Below are 5,190 nucleotides of genomic sequence, written 5' to 3'. Positions count from 1 at the left end.
TCGCGTCCGCCCCAGCTGACCTTCCTGCGCGGTGCCAGATAGAAATCAGCCTTTGAAATCTGTTGTTTGAAGCGTTCCAACTGCAGGGGAGAAAGCGCAACCTTTTTGTCAATGTGCAAGAATATTGTGTTGTCTTCATAATCAAGCGCTTTGAGCAGAACTGAAAGTTCTTCGAATTCATTCGTTGCCATGATCAAATATGCATGTTTCATGTTGCTTACCTCATGGTTCGGGTTCATAGAAACGTCCCATGATATGGACGTTGTCGGCAATGCTGACAAAAGCGGCGGGATCAGATTCAATCATTGCTCTTCTCAATTCAGGCTGCTCGTAACGCGAGATGACCGTAAAAAGAATCGTTTTTTCATCATGCTTGTATGCTCCTTCGGCACCGTGGACGATCGTTATCCCGCGACGCATTCGATTTTGAATGCAGTCAATCACACTCTTCGGTTTCGTGGTCACGATCATGACCTGCATCTTCTGCTGCTTTGTGTAGACCATGTCCATTACGCGCGCATTGATAAAAATGCTGAGTGCTGAATAAAAAGCATATGGCCAGCCGAAAACGGCTCCCGCGGCAAGAATGATGAAGAAATTGAAAATCAAATTGATTGTTCCGATGCTTTTGCCGGTATGCTTTCTGATTGTCAGCCCCAGTATATCCAATCCGCCGGTCGAGATCCCGTTTTTAAGCGCCAGGCCGGTTCCGAAGCCATTGATCGTTGCACCGAAAATCGCGCAGATGATTGGATCCTTCGTTAACGGCACGGGGTTGATTGCCTTAATCATGACCGATGAACAAAGAACTGCCAGAATCGTGAACAGCGTAAACCTGTGCCCAATCTGTCTCCATCCTAAAACAAACAGCGGAATATTCAAGACAAACAGCATCAGAGCCGTTGACAGATGTACGGGACCGTTCTTGGTCAACGTCCCGATCAGCTGTGCCAAGCCGGTAATTCCTGATGAATAGATATGCCCCGGTTCCCAGAAGAAATTCATGGCAATCGACACTAAAATTCCGTAGAAAAGAGCTGTCGTTGCCTTCATGATCATCGCATGCTGCTTCAGCATGTCCTGTAATTCATCCATTTTCTTTTCCTTTCAAATTCCCCATTTTTCTTCAATAAACTGTTTTCTTCCCTGCGCTTCCTCGAATTCCATTCTTTTTGGATTTTTCTTGTAAAACTGCTGGTGCTCTTCTTCTGCTTCATAAAAAGGACAGGCTGATTCAATCCTTGTTACGATTGGCTTTTTAAAGCGCTCGCTTTCAATCAGATTCCTCAAGGAAAGCTCTGCAGCATTTCGCTGCATTTCATTCTTCACGAAAATTACCGGCCGGTAATTCGAGCCACGATCCTGAAATTGCCCCATCGCATCTGTCGGATCGGTCTGATGCCAATAAATATCAAGCAGTTCTTCATACGAAATGATTGTCTTGTCAAAGACAATCTTGACTGCTTCGGTGTGCCCCGTAGTTCCCGATTTGACTTGCTCATAAGTCGGATTTTCAACGTTTCCGCCCGTGTACCCTGAACGAACCGAAATTATTCCGGGCATCTGGTCAAACGGCTTGGTCATGCACCAAAAACAGCCACCCGCAAAAATTGCGGTCTCAATCTTCTTGTTTTCCACTATTAAATCAATTCCTTTAACGTTTTGATCTGCTGCTCCGGACAACATGAGTCTGATCTAATCAATCCGTCCGGATCAAACAGGATTCCGGCAATCCCGGCATTGTGTCCCGCATCGACGTCGAGCGTTCTGTCACCGACCATCGCAGCCGTTTTGCGGTCGATTTGATGCCTGTCAAGCAAATAATCAAGAGATTCCGGATCCGGCTTACGCCTGAAATTATCGTCTGCGGTTACAAAATCCGTAAAATATTCAAGCAGACCGTCCCTTTTTAAAATTTTCTTTGCCGATTCATCGCGATGCGTCAGCAAAAAGCTTTGACCTCCGTTTGTCTGAATCGTTTTGAGTACTTCGCCTGCAAAGTCGAACGGCTTAGCCAGCTCCTGATTTTCCCTTTCGAAAAAGTGATAGTCCTCATGCAGCTTTCTTTCATCAAGTTTCGGATATTTCTCTTTCAAAAAAGCAAAGCAATACCTTACCGATTCAACGCGCATCAAACGATACGTTTCATTTTCGTCAAGTCTTACGCCCTGTTCTTCAAAGGCCATGACAAACGCGGAAACCATTCCGCCGTAAGTGTCGTACAGCGTTCCGTCAAAGTCAAAAAAATAATTCTGATACAAAACTACACCCCATTGTCTCTGCAAATAAACTCTACTGCCATGTCCATTGCCAGGCGGCAGGCATTTGTCTCATCCAGCGCGTTGAGCAGGACGAAATCGTGAATCGTCCCCAGAATTCGCGCTACCGAAACGTCAACGTCCGCATCACGCAGTTTTCGCCCAAATGCTTCGCCTTCGTTTCGCAAAACATCCGCCTCTGCAGTCAAGATCAAAGTCTTGGGCAAAACGGCCAGTTCACTGAATTTCCTCAGCAAAGGAGAAAACATGACGTCGGTCGGCGACAGCTCGCCCAAATACTGCTGCCAGGCCCATTTCATCTGTTCACGCGTAATTCGATAACCGCCGGCAAATTCGTAATAAGTCGGGTTGTCAAAATTAGCATTGACGACCGGATAAAACAGCAGCAGCTTTTTCAACGGCAAATGGCGCGCCTCGGAAAGCATCGCAAGAGTTGCCGCCATTCCTCCGCCGACATCGTCGCCCGCAACTGTCAGATGCGACAGATCTAATGAATATTTTATCGCCAGTCGCTGCAAATCGAGATATCCGGCACGCAGCTGAACCATTTGGACAGGAGCTTTGCGTTCCGGTGCCAATGCATACTCCGGAAAAACAACGCAGACATGGCATCTTTTCGAAAGTTCGGCCAGCAGCTTGTGATATTCATTGACTCCGCCGGAGATGAACTGGCCGCCATGAATATAGTAGATTACGGGCAGGTCTTTTGTCTGATCCTTTGGAAAATACAGATATTCGTCAAATGATCGTTCTTCATCGATTTCGACTCGTTCTTTTACAACCGTCACGCTTTGGTCCTGAACAGGCATTTTCTGATCGAATCTCAAGCGCTCGCGCCAAGTCTTCAAGCCTATCGTCGTCGGAATAAAACTGCGGTTCGAAAGACAAAGCTCCCTTGCCTGTTTCTCCAGCGAAATCAACCCCATTCTATCACCACCTATTTGTTGTCGGTATCGAAAATAATCGTCACCGGACCGTCATTTGTGAACGAAACCTTCATATCGGCGCCAAAGACCCCGGTTTCAACGACTATGCCTTCGCCACGCAGCTTTTCATTGAATTTGTCATAATTTCTTGAAGCTTCACTTGGGTTTTGTGCATCAGTAAAACTTGGCCTGTTTCCCTTTTTCGTATCAGCGTAAAGTGTAAACTGCGAAACTGACAAGATCTGGCCGCCAATCTGCTTAAGACTGAGGTTCATCTTCCCGTCCTCGTCTGAGAAGATTCGGCAGTTGACGATCTTTCTGACCGTATAGTCGATTTCTTCCTGCCCGTCTCCTTCTTCAAAGCCGACCAGAAGCACCAGACCATGGTCAATTTTTCCGTTTACCCTGCCGTCAATTTCAACCTGGGCATTTTTCGCCCGCTGCAATACTGTTCTCATTTTCTCACCTCATTAGTGAATGATTCGCTTGACCACGTAGACGTCAGGGATTCGCTTGATGTTGTCGATTACACGCTGCAGATGAATTCTGTCTCTGATTCCGACCGTAACGTCAATCGTCGCCATCTTGTTGTGATCAACGCGCCCGTTGACGGAGTTCAAATCCTTCGTGGTATTGTTGATTGCCTGCAAAACATCATTCAAAAGACCTGAACGATTATATCCTTCAATTTCAAGATCGGTATTATAAGTAGCTCTGACGTCAGGAATAACGTTCCAGGTAACGTCGACGAGCCTTGTCCCGTGCTGTTCGGCGCTCTTGACGTTTGGGCAGTCGATTCTATGAACTGAAACGCCGCGCCCTTTTGTAATATAGCCAACGATTTCGTCTCCTGGAATCGGACTGCAGCAATGGCTCAGGCGAACCAGCAGATTGTCGATTCCTTCAATCATGACGCCTTCTTCGTTTTTCTTCCTGCCGGATTTGACGTTGTTGATTTCCTGATGGTCTTCAAGCAGTGCCTTTTCCTGCGCTTCCTTTCGTTCCTGCTCACGCTTGGCACGAATGTCTTCCGTAAGGACGTTGATGATTCCGGCGGGCGGGATTTCTCCGAACCCGATGGCAGCGTACAAATCGTCAAGCGTTGCCAGCTGTTTCCTGTTAAGCACTCGCTCAATGTTCTTCTTGTTGCTCATCACGTCATGTGGCTGATATCCACCTTCGATCAGGCCCTGATCAAGAATGTCGCGGCCACGATCAATGTTCTGGATGCGATCCTGCTGCTTGAAGAAGCGCTTGATCTTATTCTTGGCCTTGTTCGTATGCACCAGATCAAGCCAGTCGCGACTTGGTCCCGCTGAATTCTGCGACGTCAGGATGTCAACGATGTCACCGTTTTTGACCTGATAGTCAAGCGGAACGATCTTGCCGTTGACTTTGGCTCCTGTCGTGTGATTGCCGACTTCGGTATGAATCGAGTAGGCCATGTCAAGCGGGCCTGATCCCTTCGGCAATTCATAAACGTCGCCCTTTGGCGTGAAAACGTAGACGCGGTCGCTGAACAAATCGCCTTTGACGTTTTCCATGAATTCCTTCGCGTCATTTGATTCGTTTTGAATCTCGATGATTTCCTTAAACAGATTCAGCTTGTCGCCGGTCGTCGTCTGCTTGATGCCGTTCGTTTTGCCTTCCTTATAGGCCCAATGAGCCGCAATCCCGTATTCGGCCACGCGGTGCATCTCCTCAGTTCTGATCTGAACTTCCAACGGCTTGCCTTTTGGCCCTATGACCGTCGTATGAAGCGACTGATACATGTTGGCCTTTGGCATCGCGATATAGTCCTTGAAACGTCCGGGCATCGGTTTCCACTTGGTATGAATCGCTCCCAAAACGGCATAGCAGTCTTTGATCGACTTGACCACGACGCGCACTGCAAGCAAGTCATAAATCTGGCTGAATTGCTTGTGAAGATCGCGCATCTTGTGATAAATCGAATAGATGTGCTTTGGTCGTCCGTAGATTTCGCA

At 47.5% G+C, this 5,190-nt stretch carries 6 protein-coding genes and 1 pseudogene; all 7 read right to left on the bottom strand.

Annotated features, from left to right (window positions below):
- A pseudogene (locus V7Z60_RS08725) lies at positions 1 to 212 on the bottom strand (beta-1,6-N-acetylglucosaminyltransferase); the annotation flags it as partial.
- Between the two features lie 10 nt (positions 213 to 222).
- Entirely contained in the window at positions 223 to 1,095 is an 873-nt protein-coding gene (locus V7Z60_RS08720) for a YitT family protein (protein ID WP_334117441.1), read from the bottom strand.
- 12 nt (positions 1,096 to 1,107) lie between these two features.
- The gene (msrA, locus tag V7Z60_RS08715; RefSeq protein WP_334117440.1) at positions 1,108 to 1,638 is read right to left on the bottom strand and encodes a peptide-methionine (S)-S-oxide reductase MsrA; all 531 of its coding nucleotides are present in this window, start codon (positions 1,636 to 1,638) and stop codon (positions 1,108 to 1,110) included.
- A gap of 2 nt (positions 1,639 to 1,640) precedes the next feature.
- A complete protein-coding gene (locus V7Z60_RS08710; RefSeq protein WP_334117439.1) occupies positions 1,641 to 2,261 on the bottom strand; it encodes an HAD-IA family hydrolase in 621 nt (206 codons plus the stop codon).
- A gap of 2 nt (positions 2,262 to 2,263) precedes the next feature.
- On the bottom strand, positions 2,264 to 3,205 hold the full coding sequence (locus V7Z60_RS08705; RefSeq protein ID WP_334117438.1) for an alpha/beta hydrolase: 942 nt from the start codon (positions 3,203 to 3,205) through the stop codon (positions 2,264 to 2,266).
- Positions 3,206 to 3,216: 11 nt separating this feature from the next.
- Entirely contained in the window at positions 3,217 to 3,663 is a 447-nt protein-coding gene (gene dtd / locus V7Z60_RS08700; protein ID WP_334117437.1) for a D-aminoacyl-tRNA deacylase, read from the bottom strand.
- Positions 3,664 to 3,675: 12 nt separating this feature from the next.
- On the bottom strand, positions 3,676 to 5,190 hold a 1,515-nt coding region (locus tag V7Z60_RS08695; RefSeq protein WP_334117436.1), incomplete at its 5' end, for a RelA/SpoT family protein.

This window comes from Ligilactobacillus sp. (genome assembly GCF_036846325.1).
Classification (GTDB): Bacteria; Bacillota; Bacilli; order Lactobacillales; family Lactobacillaceae; genus Ligilactobacillus.
This window is presented reverse-complemented; position numbering and strand designations above follow the sequence as displayed.